This window comes from Devosia sp. 67-54 (assembly GCF_001899075.1).
In the GTDB taxonomy this organism is placed as follows: Bacteria; Pseudomonadota; Alphaproteobacteria; order Rhizobiales; family Devosiaceae; genus Devosia_A.
Genome location: NZ_MKVA01000003.1, coordinates 163,889 through 182,782, shown reverse-complemented (window position 1 = coordinate 182,782; position 18,894 = coordinate 163,889). Strand labels below are relative to the sequence as shown.

Here is an 18,894-nt window from a genome sequence, read left to right as displayed (position 1 = left end):
GTCGTTTCAGGAAGTTTGAAGATGTTCGATCTCGTCATTCGCGGCGGTAACGTAGCCCGTGCGGGCATGCCGCCGGTAGCGCTCGACATCGCCATCCAGGACGGCAAGATCGCTGCCATCATGGTGCCGGGTACCCCGGCCGAGGCGCGTCGGCTAGTCGACGCAACCGGCAAACTTGTGATGCCCGGCGCGCTCGACGTGCATGTGCATCTGGGTCATGGCAACGACATCTCGTTTCCGCGTGCCGCTTCGGACGCGGCAAGCGAAACCGCCGCGGCGGCGAGCGGTGGCGTGACTACGATCGTGCCCTATATCCTGTCGCCACAGGAGCATTCCGAGATTTTCGAGGAAGTCTGCGCGATCACTGAGCAGGGCAGTCACGTCGATTTCGGCTATCACCTTATCATCTCGACGGAAGCGCAACTTGCCCGAGTGCCGCAATATGTCGACGAGCTCGGGGTGCCCAGCTTCAAGATATTCATGAACAATCGCGGCGGCGAAGGCAAGCGGCTCGGTCTGCCCGATATCGACGATGCCTTTCTCTATCGGCTCGCAGAAGCCTGCGCCGCTCATGGTGGCATGGTATGCCCACACCCCGAGAATATCGAAGTCGTTCATTCGTTGCGTGACAAGGTGATGGCCGCCGACCCGGAAGGAACCGGCGGCCTCGCCTCCTGGAATGCCACCCGTCCGCCTTTCGTGGAGGCGGACGCGATCCAGCGCGCCGCGCGGCTTTGCCGCGCGGCTGGATCGCCGATCTATGTGGTGCACACATCCTCGGGCGAAGCGCTGGACGCCGCCATCGATGCGCGACGGCGCGGTGTCGACATCACCATCGAGACCTGTCCGCACTATTTGACGCATGACGTCACCTGGAAGCGAGGCGTAGTCGGCAAGATCAATCCACCGCTGCGGGAGCCAACCGACCGGGAAGCGCTATGGCGGGGTATTGCCTCGGGAGATATCGACACCGTCGCCTCCGATCACGTGCATCGCACCGCAGCGTCCAAGGAAGGTGGCATCTGGAAAGCATCGCCTGGCTGCCCGGGTCTCGAAACCCTGCTGCCGATCATGCTGTCTGAAGGCCACAGCAAGCGCGGTGTTACGATCGAACGGATCGTCTCGATGCTGTGCGAGAAGCCGGCGCGCGCCATGGGCCTGTGGGGTCGCAAAGGCGCGATAGAGCCGGGGTTCGACGCGGACGTCGTGCTTGTCGACCTCGATGCCGACTACGTCCTTAAGCCTGCCGATCTTTTCAGCGATGCCGGCTACAGCATCTATGAGGACGTGCCGCTACGTGGACGAGTCATGACCACGTTCGTCCGCGGTGTCGAGGTGTATCGCGATGGCTCCATCGTTGCTGCAACGCAAGGGCACGGCCGCTATCAGCGCCGTAGCCTCAGATAGGATTTGCAGCACGGGAAGCAGCGTGGTCGCCGTGGCTACGGAACACGCAAGCCCGGACGGGGAGGCAGGAGCGCATCATGACCAACAGTGCTGATGTAGCAGCCGCCTTTGCGGCAGCACTGCCGGACGTTCCCAAGGTCACCGACGATCTGGAGCTCTACAGCAGCGACGTCTACTACGAGGCCGAACATCGGCCGATCGCCGTTTTCCGGCCGCGCAACGAAGCTGATGTCCTTGCCTTGGTCCGGCAGGCACGTGAGACCGGCGCCGGCCTTTATAGCCGCGGCGGCGGACTTTCCTATAGCGCTGGTTATCTGCCGGCACGCGCCGGTTGTGCCATCGTGGACCTTTCCGGTCTCGATCGGCTCATCGAGATCAATGCCTTCGACCGCTATGTGACCGTCGAGCCTGGGGTGACCTGGGCCGCGCTGCGGGATGCGTTGCGCCCGCTGGAACTAACAACACCGTTCTGGGGCACGTTTTCCGGCCTGCACGCCACGATCGGTGCGTCGGTGTCGCAGGGCGCCAAATTCTTCGGCTCGGCCTCCCGCGGCAGCTCCGCGGAATCCGTCCTCGGCTTGCGCGTCGTCACCGGCGTTGGCGAGGTGCTGCAGACGGGGTCGGCGTCGGGCGAAAACACAGGTCCATTCTTCCGCAATTACGGCCCCGACGTGACCGGCCTGTTTCTCGGCGATTGCGGCGCCTTCGGCATCAAGACCGCAATCACGCTCCAGCTCATTCCTGCGGCTGCAGGAGTGGCCTTTGCGTCTTTTTCATTTGATGATCCCGAAGCCCAGATGGGCGCCATGGCACAGATCGGTGCCGAGATGCTCGCTTCGGAATGCCTCGGCATGGATCCGTTCTCGGCTCAATCGCGCATGCAGAGCGAAGGACTCGCCTCCGACCTGAAGACGCTGGTCCAAATGGTTCGCGACGCTTCCAGCCTCACGGCCGGCCTGCGCGATGCAGCGCTGATCGCCTTTCACGGGCGGCGCTTCGCGCGCAATATCGGGTACCTAATGAACTGCATCGTTGAGGGCGCCGACCGCCACGACGCCGAGCGCAGGCGGAGGCGCATATCCAGCATCGCCCGCAACGCAGGCGGACGCGAAATCCCTGCCTCGATTCCACGCGTCATGCGATCGATGCCGTTCCCTACCATGTCAGGTCTGCTAACTCCCTCAGGTAAGCGCATGGCGTGGCTCCACACGGTGGTGCCGAATTCGCTCGGCAAGGTGTGCTTCGCCCGAACCGAGGCAGTCTTTCAGCGTAACGCAGACTCGCTCAAGCAATTCGGCATCTCGCATGGCTATCTGCTGTCGACCCATGGGCCGTCGGGCATCGGCGTGGAAACGCTGATACGCTGGGCGGATGCGCCGCTGCCGATCCACCTGCACTTCATGAACGATGCCCAAAGAGCAGCGCTGCGGCCGCGCGGAGACAATCCGGCCGCCCGGGAGCGTCTCAAGGTGTTGGCGGGCGAAATTCTGGCGGAGTGGCGCGGATTGGGCGGCGTGCACATGCAGATCGGACGGAAGTACCCCTATATGGAGACTCGTTCTCCTTCCATGCGTGCTGTGCTTGAGCGGCTGAAGACGCAGTTCGATCCAATGGACATTATGAGCCCCGGTAATCTCTTCAGCATCGCCAGTTGAGGCGGCGGACTACGAGCCAGTCATGGCCGGGCCTTTGCTTTGGCATAGCTGTCAACAAAAAAAGCCCCACTCGTGGACTCGTGAGCGGGGCCGCTTGCGGATTGGATGTGAGCCGGGGAGGCTAAAGGCTAAAGCGGGCCGGTTTCCCGGCCCGCGAAGGTTCTATTTGAAAGTGGCGAGGCGCACAATTTCGTCCGGGTACGGGACGTAGTCGATGTCGGCTTTGGCGCCGTAGACCTGCAGCATCTCGTAGAGCGGCAGGATCTGCCGATCCTGGTTGCCAAGGCGCAGAGCCTGAGTGATCAGCGCCTGCTTCTTGGCGGGATCCTGCTCGGCGCGCTCCGCCTTCATGATGGTGTCGATCTGCGGATCGGTGTGATGGCCTGCGGGCGAGCCGCCGGTTTCATAGAGGGTCGAGAGCACCGATTCCGCGGTGAACTGCGACGAGCCGTAGGCGAAGTAGTACACTGGGCTCACCTTGTTCTGAACCCATGCCGGGAAAAACGCGGTGAACTCCATGGGATTGAGCTCAACCTTGAGGCCGGCGTCAGTCATGTAGCTGGCGATGGCCTGGGCCACCTCATTTGCCATGGGGAAATTGTTGTTCGGATAGTCCAGCTTGAAGACGGTGCCGTCGTAGCCCGATTCCTGCACGAGCTTCTTGGCGAGCGCCGGATCGTACGGAGTCGGCGTCAGCGAGGCATCGTAGCCGACGTTGGAGGGTGGAACGATGATACCCGAAGCCTTGGCGGTGCCGCGCAGCAGACGGTCGGAGATGGCGACGCGATCGATACCGACATCCACGGCCTGCCGGATCTGCGGCTTGTCGAAGGGAGCCCGGGTCGGATCCATTTCCATGAAGGCCACACGGTAGCCCGGCGCGGTCGCGACCTTCAGGCCGGCATTCCCCTTCAGCATGTCCATCAGGCTTGGCGGCAGGCTGGGAACGAGATCCACCTCGCCCGAGAGCAGGGCGTTGGCGCGTGCGGAATCGGACGGGATCGGGTGGAAGATGCCCTTCTTGATGGCAGGCTCGCCGCCCCAGTAGTCGGGGAAGGCTTCGAGGGTCATGTGGTCGTCCTTGACCCATTCGGTCAGGCGGTAGGGGCCGGTGCCGATCGGCTTGGACGCGTAGCCGGTATCGCCAGCCTTGTCGTAGTAGGCCTTGGACATGATGTAGAGATATTTTGCCTGGCGATCGAAGGTGGCATAGCCCTGCGTCAGGGTGAACTTGACCGTGTGGTCATCGACCGCCTCGGCCGACTTGACGAGACGCATGAAGGTACGCACGGGCGAGGTTTTGTCCGCCAGCACATGATCTATGGTGAACACCACGTCGGCGGCCGTCATCGCCGAGCCGTCGTGAAACTTGACGCCAGGCCGGAGCTTGAAGGTCCATTCGGTCCAGTCGTCGCTGTGGGTCCAGCTTTCGGCCAGTTGCGGCTGCACCTTGCCATCGCGGTCGAGTTGCGTCAGTGCCTCGAAGACGTTCAGGCGGTAATTGAGACCGATCGGCGAGGTATCCTTGCTCGGATCGAGTGTCGGAATATCGCCCGACAGCGCGATCGTCAGCTCTGTCGGCGCCGCGACGGCAACTGCCGACCCCGCGAGCAGCGACACCGACGCCAGCATGGCCACGGCGGCCACGCCCCTCAGTTTACCCACATAAGACATGGAGCACCTCCCTGGTCATTGGTTCAGCCCTTTGCGGAGACCCGACCGGCAGCCAGCCTCCGACATTCGACAGTGAATGGGGCATAATAATTGCCAACTGTCAACAGATGACGATTTCGCTGACGGCGCTGTATCGATCGGTGCCCGGATAGCATCGCCAAACTAGATGCCGTTGGGCTTTCGGTCTTTGGCGGCAGAGAGCGACGTCGGTTGCCTGCTGTTGATTCCAAGAAGCAGTGACCAACAAGGAGTGGCGCCGCCGGCGAGGGGCCTGGAAGCCGTCGCCAGGCAGCTGCAATCAGGCCAACCAGCGTTCCAAATTGGCAGTAACGAATGCGTCGTCGTTGAGGTCGGGATAGAGCCGATACACGCGATCGATCGCTTCGGCCTGACCGGGGCTGAGATCCTCGTGCGGATCGAGGCACCAGCGCCCTTCGAGCAGTCCCTGCCGGCGCAGCACCTCGTGGCAACCGGCAATGACGCCGTGAAAGTTGTTGGCGACGTCGAAGAAGGCGGCGTTGCTGTCGGTCACGGCGCTGTCGAGACGCAGCAGATCGACCGAGATCGCGCTTTGCCCCCGGGCAGCCTTGCAGCGCTCGAGCAGTTCGACGGCCTTCTGCGTCCACACCGACCAGTGGCCGAGCAGGCCGCCGGCAAAGCGCATCTCCCCCTGCGGCGTGGCGAAGGGCAGGATCAGGTCGAGCACGATGTGGTCGTCGTTGCCGGTGTAGAGCGTGATCCGGTCGCCGGCGCCCGATGCGGCAACGCCGTGCACGACGTCCAGCGTCGCATAGCGGTTGAACGGCGCGGCCTTGATGCCGATGACGTTGTCGATGGCCCCAAAGCGCTGCCAGAAGCTCATGGGCAGCCGGGCGCCGCCCACCGCAGGCTGCAGGTAGAAGCCGATCAGCGGCATTTCCCGCGCCACCGTCCGGCAATGCTCGATCAACTCGTCCTCGCTCGCCCCCTTGAGCGCGGCGAGGCTGAGCAGCACGGCGTGATAGCCCAGGCTCCGCGCAGTCCTCGCTTCCTCGACCGCCTGCGCGGTCCTGCCCACAGCACCGGCGATCAGCATCAGCGGCCGGTCGGTCCACTCCGACGCCGTCTCTGCCGCCGTTTCCAGCACCGGCCGGTAGAGGCCGGCGTCGCGGATGGCGAACTGCGTGGTGTGCACGCCGACCGCGAGGCCACCGGCTCCGGCATCGATGTAGTAGCGGGCCAAGGCGCGCTGGCGGCGCACGTCCAGTCTGCGCTCGGCACCGAGGGCCAGCGGGTGGGCAGGAATGACGGTACCGTCGCGGAAAGCGGCGAGGATTTCGGCGGGAATCTCGGACCAGTGCATCAGTTCTATCCCAGTTCGGGGCCGGCGATGGCCCGCATGGCTTCGCCCATCGGAGCGGCTATCCCAAGGCTCATGCGCGTGAAGGAACGCTCAACGCCGAAGCCGCGCGAAGCGAGCAACCCGCGCAGCGCCTCTTCGCGCACCGGGACGTCGATCAGCAAGGGTCCGGCGATGGCGCCGACGGCGCGTTCGCAGAGCGCCAGCGCCGCAGCTTCATCATGCGACAGCAGCGGTCCCAATTGCGTCGCCGTGCGGCCGCGGCGGCCCAGCAATACGCTGCCGTGCCGCTGGAACAGCGGTGCGCCGGCTCGCATCGCAAGGTCCGCGAGCAGGTTCCGGCGGTCGGCGCCGAAGGCGTCACGATCCATCCGGGCAGCGAGGTCGACGTCCACCGGCCCGGCCGGCTCCCCTGCCCCGGCGCCCGCGCCGCGCCAGCGCTCGATCGTCTCGCCGCCCGCAAAGCTCAGCCGCCGATACACCTCACGCCCGGCCGGCGTGGCATCGAGCATCGGGGTCAGTTGCTGGCGGCGGCAGTGCTCGATCGCAGCCCGGAGCAGCCGAGTGGCAATGCCGCGCTTCCGATACCCACCCGCGACAAGGACCATCCCGATCCAGCCCACCCTCGGCCGATAGGGCAGCACGATGCTGGTTGCCACCACCCGGCCCGCATCGCCCCGCAGGCCCATCCCGCGACCGGCGGTGAGCATGAAGCGCCAGTCCGCCGGCGTCTGGTTCCAGCCGGCTTCCGTCACCAGCGCCATGCCGTCGTCGATGTCGTCGAGCGTGAGCGGGATCAGGGCGAGCTCGCCCTCAATAGGCTCCATCTCGAACCTCGAAGCCGGTGGGCTTGCCGAGCGCCGGCATGTCGCGCGCCACCCAATCGGCAACCCAGTCCAGCATCTGTGCCAGCGCCACCTTGGGGTAGCCGAACAGCCCGAAGGCCCTGGCCGCATTGTTGAGCCATGCCGTGGGCGCTTCCTCGCCGGCGAAGCTGGGCGTCCGGCCCAGCCGCTCGCCGAACTGTTGCGCCAGCCAGCGCACCGAGAGCGTTTCCGGCCCGGTGACATTGAGCGGCACGGCCGGCGTGCCGACGTGACGCAGCGCCCGCAGGGTCATGGCGTTGGAATCGCCCTGCCAGATGACGTTGACGTAGCCCGTCGACACGTCGACCGGCTGGTTCGCCAGCACCTTCGAGGCGATATCGAACAGCACGCCATAGCGGCAGTCGATCGCATAGTTGAGCCGGAACATCAGCGCCGCAGTGCCGTTGCGCCTCGCCTCCCACTCCACCGACCGCTCGCGGCCGACACAGCTGTTGGCATACTCGCCGGGCGGAGTGAGCGGGAAGTCTTCCGTGGCCCCGTTCGAATTGACCGACACGAACGGATAAACGCAGCCGGTTGAGAAGGCGACCAGCCGGCGCTCGCCGAGGGTGCTCGCGACCCGCGCCGGCAGCAAGGTGTTGACCGCCCAGGTGCGAGCCGGATCGCCGGTCGCGCCGAATTTATAGCCAGTCATCAGAATGACGTTCCTGACGGCCGGAAGGGCCGCCACCGCCACCGGGTCGAGCAGGTCGCACTGGATCGTGTCGATCCCCTGCTGCCGGAACTGGTCGATCAGCGACGGATCCGAAAAGCGAGCCACGGCAATGACTTGCTTGCCTGGGGCGGCGCGACGCGCCATCCGGGTGAGGCTCGGGCCGATCTTGCCGGTGGCGCCAAGGACCAGGATATCGCCATCGAGCTCGGCGAGGTCGGCAACCACGTCTGCATCCGGGCGCGAAAGCCGCTCCTCCAGCGCCTCGATGTCGGCGAAGCCGGCTTCCATCCACGTCTCCTCCCCGGATCAACTATCCGGTTGATATTCGGGTCAGCGGCAGGGAGTTGTCAAGCCGAACTGCGGCGGCGGATGGCGTTGAGCGCAAAATCGGTAATGTGCGCGCGGCGCTCCTCGATGGCCGCGGGCGTGCCCAGCGGGCGGTTGAATGCCCGGCTCAGCGTGTGGACATTGGCGAAAAAGAAGAAGCTCATGCCGGCGATCGAGAGGTAGACGTGCAGCGGATCGAGGCCACGGCGGAACACGCCCTCCCCGGCGCCCCGCTCCAGGGTCTTGCGCATGAGCTCGATAATCGGCCGGTTCATCTGCTCAACCGTCCGGGAGGCCTGCATGTGCCGGCCGTGGTGGGCGTTCTCATCGGCCAGGATGCGCACGAAATCCGGGAATTTCTGCAGGTAGTCGAAAGAGAACTCGACGAGCTTGCGCATCGCCTCCTCGGCCGGCAGCGCGTCGAGCGCCAGGGCGGCCTCCTGCTCGCGGATCTCGCGGTAGACCTGCTCGAGCACCGCCGTGTAGAGCCCGTCCTTGCTGCCGAAATAGTGATACAGCAACTGCTTGTTGATGCCGGCACGCCGCGCGATGTCGTCAACCCGCGCGCCTTCGAGGCCGCCTTCAGCGAAGGCGGCGCGCGCCGCGCGAAGCAGCACTCCCTTGGTGCCGTCCGCTGCCGCGGGATCCTTGTCGACAGCTTTCATGAATCTCAACCAACCAGTTGGATTGTCTTGACTCAAGACATAACGCGCCCCACACTCCCCTACAAGTTTCGGCGTCGATCGCTGCAAGAAGTGGGGGTTGGTGGTGCGTTTTCCTGCAACAGCGGCGGAAGTCGGGCCGGCCGCGCGCGTCGAGCAGCCGGCGCTCGTCGTCGTGGACATGCAGAACGATTTCGTCCGCGTCGGCGCGCCGCTGGAAGTGCCCGACGCCCGCGGCACGATCGCCGCGCAGCAGCGCCTTATCGCCGAGTTTCGCAGCCGCGGCCGCCCGGTGATCTTCACCCAGTTCCTGGCGCGCGAGACGGACAACCTTCTCTGGCTGTGGTCGCCGCAGTGCCGGCCCGACACGATGTGCTGCTGGAAGGGCTTCCGGCGGCGCTACGACGACGCCCAAGGCGAGCTCGACTGCACCGAGGTCATTGCCGAGTTGCAGCCGGAGCCCGGCGACCTGCGCATCGAGAAGTACAGCTACGGCGCATTCCACGGCACCGACCTTGACGGGCATTTGCGCACGCTCGGCGTCACCTCGCTGGTGGTGACCGGCACGGTCACCCAGATCTGCGTCGACGAAACGGCGCGGGGCGGTTTCGACCGCGGCTACCGCACCACGTTGGTGGCCGACGCCGTCTCGTCCTTCGCCCCCGACCTTCACGCAGCGACGCTCAAGAACTTTGCCATGAAGTTCGGCTGGGTGGCCGATGCAGAGACGGTGATTTCATGGCTGTAGTCCGCGCGCCGCGACGGCTCGCCCTCGACCGCGACGGCATCTTCCTGCTGCTGGCGGCGACGGTGATCATCGCAGCGCTGACCATCCCTGCCTTCCGCGATCCGGCCAATTTCGCCAACCTCTTCCGACAGGCCGGCGTGCTTGGCATCCTCGCCATCGGCCAGACCTTCGTCATCGTCGCGGGGATGATCGATCTCTCCATCGGCATGATTGCCGGGCTGGTGGTGGTGCTGAGCTCGGTGCTGCTCAATGGCAATGCGGTGCTGACGCTTCCCGTGGTCGCGCTCATGATCCTGGTGGGGGCCGGCATCGGCCTGCTCAACGGGGTGCTCCTCAACACGCTGCGGCTCCACCCACTGATCCTTACCTTCGGGATGCTGTCAGTCTTGCAGGGCGCCATCTTCTCGTTCACCGACAAGAGCGTGGGCCGCACCTCCGAACCGCTCTCCATCCTCGCCAATGGCGACATCTTCGGCATTCCGTGGATCGCCATTCTGCTGATGGGGCTGGCGGTCGGCGCGCATTTCCTGTTTGCCCGCTCGCGGTTCGGCTATCACCTCGTGGCGGCGGGCGGGAATCCCGAAAGCGCCCGGCGCGCCGGCATCAATGTCGAGCGCATCCGGCTGGCGGTCTTCGTCATTTCCGGCGCCACCGCGGCACTGGCCGGCGTGCTGCTGGCAGGGCGGCTGGGCACCGGCTACCCGCTTGCCGGCAACGGGCTCGAACTCGATGCCATCGTGGCGGTGGTGCTCGGCGGCACATTGCTTTCGGGCGGCCGCGGCAGCATTTGGCGCTCGCTGGCAGGCGTGCTGATGCTGGCGGTGATTTCCAACGTCCTCAACCTGCTCGGCGTCTCCGCTTTCGTGCAGCAGTTCATCAAGGGCGTGATCGTGATCGTCGCGATCCTGCTCAACCAGCCGCGCGGAGCGAACGCGTGACCGCCGCCGCCACGTTTCCCCGCAAGGGCGTCGCCCTGGCCGGCGCGTCGCGCCACGCGATCTTTTTCGTTCTGGCGGCCGTCTACCTCGTCGGGCTGGCCGTGTCGCCCGCCTTCGCCGAGCCCAACTATCTCTTCAACGTCCTGCGCCAGATCGCACCCGTAGGCATTGCGGCGGTCGGCGTGACCCTGGTGATGATCCTCGGCGGGGTCGATCTTTCGGTGGGAGCGGTCATCTCGCTGACGGCGGTGCTGGCTGCGAGCGTCATGGCTGGCAACCCCGGCAATATCGCACCCGCCATCCTCGTGGCCTGCGCCGCCGGCCTCGGTATCGGCTTGCTCAATGGCGTGATCGCCGCGTTCTCCCGGGTGTCGCCCTTCATCCTGACGCTCGGCATGGGCGTGGCGGTGATGGGGCTGACGCAGATGTTCACCGGCGGAACGGCCAAGGGCATCGTCTCGCCAGGCTTCCGCGAGTTCTTCAATTTTCGCGTCGGCGGCCTCGTGCCGGTGCTCGCACTGGCGCTGCTGCTGCTGGCGGGGATCGGCCTGTTCATCGAGAAGGCGACAACCTTCGGCCGCCAACTTTTTCTCGTCGGCACCAACCGCGCCGCGGCGATCCTTTCCGGGCTGCCGGTGCGCGGTGTCACCATTGCGGCCTATGCGCTGTCGGGCCTGTTCGGAGCGCTGGCCGGCATTGCGCTGCTGGCGCGCTCGGGCGTGTCGAGCACGGTTGCCGGACAGGGCCTCGAATTCCAGGTGCTGGCGGCGGTGGTGCTCGGCGGCACGACCTTTGTCGGGGGCCGCGGCGGCATCGCGGGCACGGTGGCCGGCACGCTGGTGCTGGTGATCGCCTTCAACCTCGTGAACATCGCGGGCCTCCCCCATCAAATGCAGCTCATCGTCATGGGCGGCATCATCATCCTTGCCTCCGCCCTCTACGGGCGGATCAGCGAGCGTGTCGGCTAGTCAGGAAAAACCAACAGGGATGGACAACATGAAACTCACGCGACGACTGCTACTAGGGGTGGCTGCCCTCGCCACCGCGTCGCTTGCCGTCGGTCCGGCGTTCGCCGACCAGGCAAGCGACGCGGCACAGACCGCCAAGGCCGCGGAAACGGTCGACACCACCGCCTTCAAGAAGGAGGGCCCGTACAAGATCGGCGTCTCAGCCGGCTATCTTGCCAACTCATGGGTGGTGTTCGCCCTGCAGCATGTGCGCTGGGAAGCCAGCAAGCACAATGTGAGCGAGGTGGTGGTCACCGATGCCGCGTTCAATCCGGCCAAGCAGGTGTCCGACATCGAGGATCTGCTGCGCCAGAACATCGACCTGCTGATCTACTGGCCGGTGGACGATGCCTCGGTGGCCGATGTGCTGAAGCGCGCCGTCGATGCCGGCGTGCCGACGGTGCAGGCCGGCGGCGGCTTCACCGACGCGCCGGGCGTCGTATCCAATGCCTATATCAGCCAGTGGAAGCTGGGCGAGATGGTGGCGCGGCACCTGATGACCGACATCGGCGGCAAGGGCAAGATCGTCGCCATGCTGCCCATCGCCGGCACGACCGCCGCAGTCGACCAGCTCGACGCGCTCAACACGGTGCTGAAGGAATATCCGGACGTCCAGTTGCTCAGCGTCGAGTATGGCGACTGGAACCGCGCCAAAGCCAAGCAGATCACCGAGAACCTGCTGCAACGCTTCCCCGAGATCGATGGCGTCTATTCGCCCGCAGGCCAGATGTCGATCGGCATGGCCGAGGCGTTCGATGAAGCCGGGCGGCTGGGCGAGACCGTGTTCTCCCCGGGCGACGAGTACAATGGCTGGCTGAAATGGGTCGCGGCCCACAAGCAGGGTGGCGCGGTGACCTTCCCGACGCGGGCCGGCCAGGTGGCGGTGCAGATCGGCATGGATATCCTTGCCGGCAAACCGGTGACGCGCGGCATCGCCGTGCCGTCGGAATACGTCGCGCCGGCGGATATCGGACCGTTGACGGCGCCCGATCGGCCGGACGACTGGTGGGCGAGCGACCTGCCCGCCGAGTTCCTGCCGCAGTAACGGGACGACCAGCCGCATGCCTTTGCTCGAGGTCCGCAACCTCCACAAGCACTATCCGGGTGTAGCGGCGCTCCAGGGCGTGGATTTTTCCGGCGATGCCGGAGAGATCCACGCCATCGTCGGAGCCAATGGCGCCGGCAAGTCCACGCTGATGAACCTGATCTCCGGCGTTACGGCACCGACGGGCGGCGAAATCCTGCTCGATGGCGCGCCGGTGCGGCTCACGAGCCCGCTGGCAGCCCAGGCGGCTGGCGTTGCCACCGTCTATCAGGAGTTCAGCCTCGTGCCGCAGCTCAGCGTGGCACGCAACATCTTTCTCGGCCGCGAGCCGCGCGGCGCGTTCGGGCTGGTGGACGAGGCCCGGCTCAACGCCGACGCGGCGCAGCTCCTGTTGCGCTTCAACATCGGGCTCGATCCACGCATCGAGGTGTCCGGGCTCAGTGTCGCCGAGCAGCAATTGGTAGAGATCGTGCGCGCGCTGTCGTTCAAGGCGCGCATCCTCATTCTGGACGAGCCCACGGCGGTGCTCTCGCTCAGCGAGCAGGACAACCTTTTCGCCATCATGCGCCAGCTGCGCGGCGAGGGGATGCTCATCCTCTATGTGTCGCACCGGCTCGAGGAAGTGCTCGCCATCGCCGACCGCGTGACCGTGATGCGCGACGGCAGCAAGGTGGGCACGCGCCCGATTGCCGACCTCTCGATGGACAGTCTCGTCCACATGATGATCGGAGAGAGCCGGCGCTCGACGCCGCAACGCAGCGCCGTACCCGCCGACGCACCCTGCTTCGACATTGACTACACCACCGCAGACGGCACTCAGGCCATCACCGTGCAGCGTGGCGAGATCCTGGGGCTCGCCGGCCTCGTCGGGGCGGGGCGGACGACCTTCGCCCGCGCACTGGTCGGCGCCGGCGGCAGGACGGCTGCCACCCGCATCACGGTCAACGGCACGGCCCTCAACAACCGGACGCCGGAAGCGGCGATGCGCGGCGGCGTGGTGTACCTCACCGAGGATCGCAAGCGCGACGGAATCTTCGCGGGCATCGACATCATCGGCAACGCCACTGCCGCCGCGCTGCCATTGCTCGGCCGTCTCGGCCTCCGCAACCGCGGCAGCGAACGAGAAAAGTCGCAGTCCATCCTCCATCGGCTGCGGCTGGTCGCGGCGAGCCTCGACACGCCGATCGGCAAGCTCTCGGGGGGCAACCAGCAGAAGGTCGTGCTGGGGCGCGCCCTGATGATGGCGCCGAAGCTTCTGGTCATCGACGAGCCGACCCGCGGGGTGGACGTGGGGGCCAAGGCCGAAATCCATGACCTGCTGCGCGAACTTGCCATGCAGGGCACGGCCATGATCGTCATCTCGTCCGAGATCGACGAGTTGCTGGGGCTCGCGCACCGCATCGTGGTGATGTCGGATCGGCGCTTCGTCGCCAGGATGCCCGTCGAGGCCGCCAGCGAAGCCGCAATCCTCACCGCCGCCGCCGGCGGCACGATGACGAACGAGGAAACCGCATGAGCGCTCTCTCGCGAACCGACCCCATCCTCGCCGCTGTCGCGCAGTTGCACCCCGTGCCCGACGATGTGGCGGGCAACCTCGCGCGGATCGGTGCGATGGTCCGCGGCGCCGCGCGCGACGGGGCCCGGCTCGTCGTGGTGCCCGAGACGGCCACGACCGGCTACTTCATCGCCGACCGGCTGGATCGGCTCGCCGAGCCCGAGGACGGCCCCTCCGCCACTGCGCTCGCGGCGCTGGCGGGGGAGTGCGGCGTGTATCTCGCCGTCGGCATGGCGATCGTCGCCGACGGCACATACTACGACGCGCAGCTCGTGTTTTCGCCGGAAGGCAAGCGGGTCGCCACCTATCGCAAGGTGCACCTGTTCTCGGCCGAGCGCGAATGGTACGGCGCCGGCGACACGCCGGTCGTGATCGACACAGCGCTCGGCCGGATCGGCCTGAGCATCTGCTACGACTTCATGTTCCCCGAGTTCATTCGCCGGCTGGTGGATGACGGCGCCGAGATCGTCATCAACAGCACCAACTGGATCTCGAACGATTTCCAGCGCGGCATGGGCTGGACCGGAGAGGCGGTGGAGTCGCTGGCCCTCACCAGGGCGCTCGAGAACGGCGTGTGGCTGGTGATGGCCAACTGCATCGGCTCCGAAGCCGGCTTCGACTCACTCGGCCACTCGTGCATCGTTTCCCCTTCGGGCAAGGTCCTGGCCTCGGCCGGCAACCAGGAGGCGGTCGCCACGGCCGACATCGTTCACGAGAGCGAGGCGCTCGCCCAGTGGCGCAGCATCGCAACCTACCGCGCCGATCGCCGCCCAGGCGTGTATTGAGCGGAAACTGACGGGCGTGGGAGGTGAGGCCCTCTCTTGTCCGGCATGCCGAAGAAGCCGAGAAGCGGCGTCAGCGGTGACGTGATTGCTGCATGTCACCGCCACGGCGTGCAGATCCGACCGCACACCCGACCAACGCCGTAGGCGCAGCATCTGGCAGTTCGGCTTGGCACGACGGATTCAACCCTGCCCTCCGGTCAGCGCCTGGCCCAGGATCGTCTCGGCGACATCGGCGCATCGACCCAGCCTCGACGACAATCTGTGGGTCATTCACATCGAACTCATCTGCAAACTTGCTTCGTGGTCGGCGCGCGAGATTGCTGCTGCCATCTTCGCGACGACATGCTGAGATAGCTCCCGTGCTGCTCGGCAGTCTGGGGGATTGGATTTGCGCTGGCTCGCTCTTGCTGCGTTTGCGGCCATGCTGTTCATGGTCGGGGCGGCGCATGCCGACGCTCCGCGGCTGCGCGGCGTGGCGCTGGTGGTCGGCGAGGCGGACTATGCGGCGCTGCCCAAGCTCGGCAACCCCGGGAACGATGCGCGGGCGATGGACGACCTGCTCGACAAGCTCGGCTTCGACGTTACGCGGGTGCTCGATGCCGACGGTGACAAGCTGCGGGAGAAGATTGCGCGCTTCGTCGAAGACGCCGCCGATGCCGACGTGGCGCTGATCTATTATTCGGGCCATGGCTTCGCGGCCGGCGGGCAGAACTACCTCGTGCCCGTCGATGCGGATTTGAGCTCGCCGCAGGCGGCGGGCGCCGACGTGATCGAGGTGTCGCAGCTTCTCGATCGTCTCGCCCGAACCGTGCCGGTGACGATCGCGCTGCTCGATGCCTGCCGCAGCGAGCTGTTTCCCGCCGGATTGACGGTGCAGCCGCCGGGCGCGCCGGCGCCGCTGCCGATTGCGCCGTCCGGCCTGGGCGAGCTGCGCGGCCCGGTTCCGCTGGCGCGCCCGGGCGTGTCGGCCGACAGCCTCGGCATGGTCATCGGCTTTGCCGCGGCGCCCGGACAGCCGGCGCTCGACGGCGCCCCGGGAGAAGAGAACTCGCCCTATGCCGCCGCCCTGCTGAAGCATCTGGGCGCCGGCGGCTATTCGTTCGCCGACGTCATGACGATGGTGAGCGAGGAGGTCTATCTCAAGACCAGGGCGCGGCAACTGCCCTGGGTCAACTCCTCGCTGCGGCGCGTGCTGCAGTTCGGCCGGCCGATCGTCGACAAGGACCCCGACGAGGCGGCGATCAAGCAGGGCCGGCGCGACCTGCTGCTGTCGATCGCGGCCACGCCGGACGCGACCAGGGCCTATGTCGAGACCGTGGCGACGAGCCAGGCGGTGCCGCTCGACGCGCTCTACGGCATGCTCGACGTGCTGGGCGTCGATACCGGCAAGGGCCAGGCCGACCTCGAGAGCCAGTTGCGCGAAGGCGCGTTGCAGCTCAAGGCGCTGCTGGCGCAGCAGCCCGGCGCGGTGAAGCAGGACGACGAGCTCAGGCGGCTGAGCGGGCTCGCCGACCGGGCGCAACAGGAAGGCGCGATCGGCCTGGCGTTGAAATATCGCGCGGCGGCCAGCGCGCGGGCCGAGGATCTGGCGAAGCAGCGCGACGCGCTCGAAGATCAGCTCAAATCCGACCGGCTGGAACTGGGCCAGACCTTTGCGGAGCACGCACAGACGGCGATGCTCAATTTCGACTATCGCGTGGCGGCCGGGAAATTCGCCGAAGCTCTCGCGCAGGTGGACCGCTGGGACGAGGCGCTCGCTGTTCGCTACGGCGCGATGCAGGCGCTGGCGCTGAGCCGGCTCGGGCGCCAGAGCGACGAGGGCGGCGCGCTGGCCCAGGCGCTGGCGCTCTATCCGCACCTACTGTCGCGGGCGTCGACGGCGGGGCTGCAAGAGCAGTGGTCGGCGATCGAAAGCGACTATGGCATCGCGCTCGCGATCAGCGGCGAGCGCAGCAGCGACCCCCAGCCGCTCGAAGCCGCCGTCACCGCGTTCCAGGCCGCGGCGGAGGGCAGCGGGGACGACCCGGCGCTGCGGGCGGTGGCGCTGTCCGGCCTGGGCAACGCTCTATGGGACCTCGCCGGCCGCACCGGCGACGCGCCAATGGCGGAGCGGGCGCTGGCGACCTACCGCGAGGCGCTGGCGCGCATCGACCGGCAGCAGGATGCCTACGGCTGGGGCATGATGCAGACCAGCATCGGCAATGTGCTGCAGACGCTGGCCACGCTCGAGGGCGACAGCCGCTTCAGCTTCGAGGCCATCGCGGCGCTGCGCGACGGGCTGGCCGCGCTCGGCGAGGCACGATCGACCACCGACTGGGCCACGACCGCCGGCAATCTCGCGGCCGTCCTCATCAGCGGCTTCAACGCCGACCACGACCGGGCGCACATGACCGAGGCGTTCGGCCTGTTCGACGCCGTGCTCGAGCTCAGGCCGCGCGAGACGATGCCGCTCGACTGGGGGATCACGACGATCAATCTGGGGGCCGCGCAACTGACGCTGGCGGAAGCGGACAACAGTGCCGACGAGGTGAAGCAGGCGGCGGAGACGTTCCGCGGCGCGCTCGGCGCCCTGCCGCGCGAGACGGTGCCGTTCGACTGGGCGCTGGCCGAAGCCGGGCTCGGCCATGCCCTGGTCGATCTCGGTACGCTCGGCGACCAGAGTGTGCTGGAGCAAGCCATCGCGTCGTTCCGCGCCGCCCTCGAGGTGCGCACCAGGGCGGCGGCGCCGGCGCTGTGGGCGCGCAGCATGAACGATCTCGGCTGGGCGCTCGGCATGCACGGCGTCGATATCGGCGACAAGGCGATGGTCGAGGAAGGCCGGAGCGACGTCGTCGAGGCGCGCGACTATTATGCGGCGCAGGGCCAGTTGCAGGACTACTTCGCCCAACGGCTGGCGACGTTCGACCAGATCTTGCAAGCCTGGTCCTGAGCCGCCTTGCGGCACGGCCAATAGCGCGCACAGAAAATCTAAGATTAGGGGATGTGACGGTGACATCTCCTTTAGGATACGAGGAAGCACGTGTCGCGCGCTCGTGACAACCCGGAATCCAGCGCCGCCAATAGCAGATCGCGCCGCACCGTAGGCATAGGGAATGCGCGCCAAGAAGCCTCCCTTTCGCGGGCATGGACCTCAGCGTGACCGTCTTGTGCCACACACCCTTGTGCTACGCAGCCCACCCAGATGGGTGGAAGGTCAGGCAGCGCGGGGCTTTGAAGGCAAAACTGGCTGGGGCGCTAGGATTCGAACCTAGGAATGGCGGTACCAAAAACCGCTGCCTTACCACTTGGCGACGCCCCAACGGCGCGGTTCCTACACGCTAAAGCGTGGGCGCGCAACGCGATGGAGGTGGGGCGGAAACGGCGCTTGAAACGGGCGGGAGGCGCCGCTATAACGCCGGCCATTCCGGTGGGCGAGCCGCCTGCCCGGGACCTTTTCGGAGTATAGCGCAGCCTGGTAGCGCACCTGCTTCGGGAGCAGGGGGTCGCGTGTTCGAATCACGCTACTCCGACCAACAGAAAGGCCGGTCTTCGCGACCGGCCTTTTCCTTTACCGACAACTCCCCGACAGATTTGCCTCAGGCGCGCTTGCGGAACGCGGCCCAGGCGGCCGAGATGGTGACGGCGGCCAGCGCCATCTTCAGGATGTCCCAGACGACGAACGGCTTGATCGCGCCGTCGAAGGCGCTGCCCAGCACGTCGCCGATGCCGACGCCCTTGAGGCTCGCGAGCACGGTCACCAGCCAGCCATAGCCGACGGCGAAGCTCACCGCGTCGCCCAGCAGCATCACCGCGAACAGCGGCAGCATGCGGCGCGACAGGCCGCGATCGGCGGCGACGCCGATGATCGCGGCCATCGCCAGCCAGCTGACGATGAAGCCGCCGGTCGGCCCCAGCAGATAGGCCGGGCCGGCCACGGCGCCGGCGAACACCGGCAGGCCGGCGAGGCCCTCGAGGATGTAGGCGGCGACGGTGGCGACGCCGATGCGCCAGCCGAAGGCGGCGGCGAGCGCAGCGACCGCCGCGGTCTGCAGCGTCACCGGTACGGGCCAGACCGGCACGCTGAACTTGGCCGACAGCGTCAGCAACGCGGTGCCGAGCACGACGAGCACGATATTGCCGACGAGGCGCGCAGTGCGCGTGCGGGGCTGGAACGTCTCCAACAAAGTGTTGGAAGTGGTCATTGCAGCGGCCATTGCGTTACCTTCTATTG

The 18,894-nt window shown here is 66.6% G+C and carries 15 protein-coding genes and 2 tRNA genes; 10 read left to right on the top strand and 7 right to left on the bottom strand.

What is annotated here, in order from left to right; translation table 11 throughout:
• The first annotated feature begins 21 nt into the window (after positions 1–21).
• Positions 22–1,407, top strand: a complete 1,386-nt coding sequence (locus BGO82_RS03515) for an amidohydrolase family protein (protein ID WP_291304162.1) — start codon at positions 22–24, stop codon at positions 1,405–1,407.
• 77 nt (positions 1,408–1,484) lie between these two features.
• A complete protein-coding gene (locus BGO82_RS03510) occupies positions 1,485–3,062 on the top strand; it encodes an FAD-binding oxidoreductase (RefSeq protein WP_291304161.1) in 1,578 nt (525 codons plus the stop codon).
• A gap of 162 nt (positions 3,063–3,224) precedes the next feature.
• On the opposite strand, the gene BGO82_RS03505 is transcribed toward BGO82_RS03510, so the two are convergent.
• The 5 genes from BGO82_RS03505 to BGO82_RS03485 form a co-directional block, all read right to left on the bottom strand.
• Positions 3,225–4,709, bottom strand: a complete 1,485-nt coding sequence (locus BGO82_RS03505; protein WP_291304160.1) for an ABC transporter substrate-binding protein — start codon at positions 4,707–4,709, stop codon at positions 3,225–3,227.
• 325 nt (positions 4,710–5,034) lie between these two features.
• Entirely contained in the window at positions 5,035–6,078 is a 1,044-nt protein-coding gene (locus BGO82_RS03500; protein ID WP_291304159.1) for a dihydrodipicolinate synthase family protein, read from the bottom strand.
• A gap of 5 nt (positions 6,079–6,083) precedes the next feature.
• Positions 6,084–6,902 carry a GNAT family N-acetyltransferase gene (locus BGO82_RS03495; protein ID WP_291304158.1) on the bottom strand — a complete coding sequence of 273 codons (819 nt, stop codon included), beginning with the start codon at positions 6,900–6,902 and terminating at the stop codon, positions 6,084–6,086.
• The gene (locus BGO82_RS03490; protein WP_291304157.1) at positions 6,889–7,905 is read right to left on the bottom strand and encodes an NAD(P)-dependent oxidoreductase; all 1,017 of its coding nucleotides are present in this window, start codon (positions 7,903–7,905) and stop codon (positions 6,889–6,891) included. Before BGO82_RS03490 ends, BGO82_RS03495 begins: the two co-directional genes overlap by 14 nt.
• A gap of 59 nt (positions 7,906–7,964) precedes the next feature.
• A complete protein-coding gene (locus BGO82_RS03485) occupies positions 7,965–8,789 on the bottom strand; it encodes a TetR/AcrR family transcriptional regulator (RefSeq protein WP_291304156.1) in 825 nt (274 codons plus the stop codon).
• Here BGO82_RS03485 and BGO82_RS03480 point away from each other — a divergent pair.
• The 7 genes from BGO82_RS03480 to BGO82_RS03450 all read left to right on the top strand — a co-directional run bounded on the left by BGO82_RS03480 (position 8,788) and on the right by BGO82_RS03450 (position 17,613).
• The gene (locus BGO82_RS03480) at positions 8,788–9,354 is read left to right on the top strand and encodes an isochorismatase family cysteine hydrolase (RefSeq protein WP_291304437.1); all 567 of its coding nucleotides are present in this window, start codon (positions 8,788–8,790) and stop codon (positions 9,352–9,354) included. The two genes, BGO82_RS03485 and BGO82_RS03480, sit on opposite strands and share 2 nt — an antisense overlap.
• Positions 9,345–10,292 carry an ABC transporter permease gene (locus tag BGO82_RS03475; protein WP_291304155.1) on the top strand — a complete coding sequence of 316 codons (948 nt, stop codon included), beginning with the start codon at positions 9,345–9,347 and terminating at the stop codon, positions 10,290–10,292. Before BGO82_RS03480 ends, BGO82_RS03475 begins: the two co-directional genes overlap by 10 nt.
• Positions 10,289–11,260: an ABC transporter permease gene (locus BGO82_RS03470; protein WP_291304154.1), complete on the top strand. Its 972-nt coding sequence runs from the start codon at positions 10,289–10,291 to the stop codon at positions 11,258–11,260. Before BGO82_RS03475 ends, BGO82_RS03470 begins: the two co-directional genes overlap by 4 nt.
• A gap of 28 nt (positions 11,261–11,288) precedes the next feature.
• Positions 11,289–12,344, top strand: coding sequence for a substrate-binding domain-containing protein (locus tag BGO82_RS03465; protein ID WP_291304153.1), 1,056 nt, complete (start codon positions 11,289–11,291; stop codon positions 12,342–12,344).
• 16 nt (positions 12,345–12,360) lie between these two features.
• Positions 12,361–13,860: a sugar ABC transporter ATP-binding protein gene (locus BGO82_RS03460; RefSeq protein ID WP_291304152.1), complete on the top strand. Its 1,500-nt coding sequence runs from the start codon at positions 12,361–12,363 to the stop codon at positions 13,858–13,860.
• Positions 13,857–14,684, top strand: coding sequence for a carbon-nitrogen hydrolase family protein (locus tag BGO82_RS03455; protein ID WP_291304151.1), 828 nt, complete (start codon positions 13,857–13,859; stop codon positions 14,682–14,684). Before BGO82_RS03460 ends, BGO82_RS03455 begins: the two co-directional genes overlap by 4 nt.
• A gap of 388 nt (positions 14,685–15,072) precedes the next feature.
• Entirely contained in the window at positions 15,073–17,613 is a 2,541-nt protein-coding gene (locus BGO82_RS03450) for a caspase family protein (protein ID WP_291304150.1), read from the top strand.
• Between the two features lie 294 nt (positions 17,614–17,907).
• Here the strand turns inward: BGO82_RS03450 and BGO82_RS03445 are convergent.
• Positions 17,908–17,982, bottom strand: a tRNA-Gln gene (locus BGO82_RS03445).
• A 137-nt stretch (positions 17,983–18,119) separates the two neighbouring features.
• Between BGO82_RS03445 and BGO82_RS03440 the strand changes: the two genes are divergently transcribed.
• Positions 18,120–18,196: transfer RNA gene (locus tag BGO82_RS03440), tRNA-Pro, on the top strand.
• A 63-nt stretch (positions 18,197–18,259) separates the two neighbouring features.
• On the opposite strand, the gene BGO82_RS03435 is transcribed toward BGO82_RS03440, so the two are convergent.
• Entirely contained in the window at positions 18,260–18,865 is a 606-nt protein-coding gene (locus BGO82_RS03435) for a biotin transporter BioY (RefSeq protein ID WP_291304149.1), read from the bottom strand.
• Positions 18,866–18,894: the final 29 nt, after the last annotated feature.

What these genes read in the sequence shown, in the direction of transcription:
- BGO82_RS03515 (WP_291304162.1), top strand. Translation starts at nt 22, where the DNA reads ATGTTCGATCTCGTCATTCGCGGCGGTAACGTAGCCCGTGCGGGCATG.
- BGO82_RS03465 (WP_291304153.1), top strand. Translation starts at nt 11,289, where the DNA reads ATGAAACTCACGCGACGACTGCTACTAGGGGTGGCTGCCCTCGCCACC.
- BGO82_RS03490 (WP_291304157.1), bottom strand. Translation starts at nt 7,905, where the DNA reads ATGGAAGCCGGCTTCGCCGACATCGAGGCGCTGGAGGAGCGGCTTTCG.
- BGO82_RS03480 (WP_291304437.1), top strand. Translation starts at nt 8,788, where the DNA reads ATGCAGAACGATTTCGTCCGCGTCGGCGCGCCGCTGGAAGTGCCCGAC.
- BGO82_RS03510 (WP_291304161.1), top strand. Translation starts at nt 1,485, where the DNA reads ATGACCAACAGTGCTGATGTAGCAGCCGCCTTTGCGGCAGCACTGCCG.
- BGO82_RS03455 (WP_291304151.1), top strand. Translation starts at nt 13,857, where the DNA reads ATGAGCGCTCTCTCGCGAACCGACCCCATCCTCGCCGCTGTCGCGCAG.
- BGO82_RS03500 (WP_291304159.1), bottom strand. Translation starts at nt 6,078, where the DNA reads ATGCACTGGTCCGAGATTCCCGCCGAAATCCTCGCCGCTTTCCGCGAC.
- BGO82_RS03485 (WP_291304156.1), bottom strand. Translation starts at nt 8,789, where the DNA reads ATGTCCACGACGACGAGCGCCGGCTGCTCGACGCGCGCGGCCGGCCCG.
- BGO82_RS03460 (WP_291304152.1), top strand. Translation starts at nt 12,361, where the DNA reads ATGCCTTTGCTCGAGGTCCGCAACCTCCACAAGCACTATCCGGGTGTA.
- BGO82_RS03495 (WP_291304158.1), bottom strand. Translation starts at nt 6,902, where the DNA reads ATGGAGCCTATTGAGGGCGAGCTCGCCCTGATCCCGCTCACGCTCGAC.
- BGO82_RS03435 (WP_291304149.1), bottom strand. Translation starts at nt 18,865, where the DNA reads ATGACCACTTCCAACACTTTGTTGGAGACGTTCCAGCCCCGCACGCGC.
- BGO82_RS03475 (WP_291304155.1), top strand. Translation starts at nt 9,345, where the DNA reads ATGGCTGTAGTCCGCGCGCCGCGACGGCTCGCCCTCGACCGCGACGGC.